General features: G+C 67.9%; 1 protein-coding gene. It reads left to right on the forward strand.

The genetic code is table 11. The features are described from left to right. Positions 1-580 (forward strand): M15 family metallopeptidase (locus CF165_RS49770; RefSeq protein WP_093954569.1); only part of this gene is annotated, 580 nt, incomplete at its 5' end. Positions 581-585 lie beyond the last annotated feature (5 nt).

A 585-nucleotide genomic window follows, 5' to 3' on the forward strand; every position in this document is an offset into this window, starting at 1 on the left:
GCCCGCGGGCAGCGCTCTCCCGCCGTACATCGCCCTCATCAAGCCGGTCACGGCCGAGCGGCTCGGGAACAGCTGGCACGAGGGCTGCCCGGTCGGCCCCGACCAGCTGCGGCTGATCAACCTCAGCTTCCTCGGCTTCGACGGCGCCGTGCACCGCGGCGAACTGGTCGTCAACGCCGACCGCGCCACCGAGGTCGCCCGCACCTTCGCCGACCTCTACTTCAACCGGTTCCCCATCGAACGGATGGAAACCGTCGAGAAATACAACTCCGACGACGACGCCTCGATGGCCGCGAACAACACCTCGGCGTTCAACTGCCGGGCCATCACCGGCGGCACCGCCTGGTCCAACCACTCCTACGGCCGCGCGATCGACATCAACACCGTCCAGAACCCCTACATCTCCGGCAGCGGCACGGTCTACCCACCCAACGGCGCACCCTACGTCGACCGCACCCAAACCGTGCCCGGCATGATCCACGCCGGCGACAAAACCGAGCAGGCCTTCACCACCCGCGGCTGGACCTGGGGCGGCTCCTGGGACACCCCGATCGACTACCAGCACTTCGAGAAGCCCTGACACTG

The sequence above is a fragment of the Amycolatopsis vastitatis genome, from assembly GCF_002234595.1.
Lineage (GTDB): Bacteria > Actinomycetota > Actinomycetes > Mycobacteriales > Pseudonocardiaceae > Amycolatopsis > Amycolatopsis vastitatis.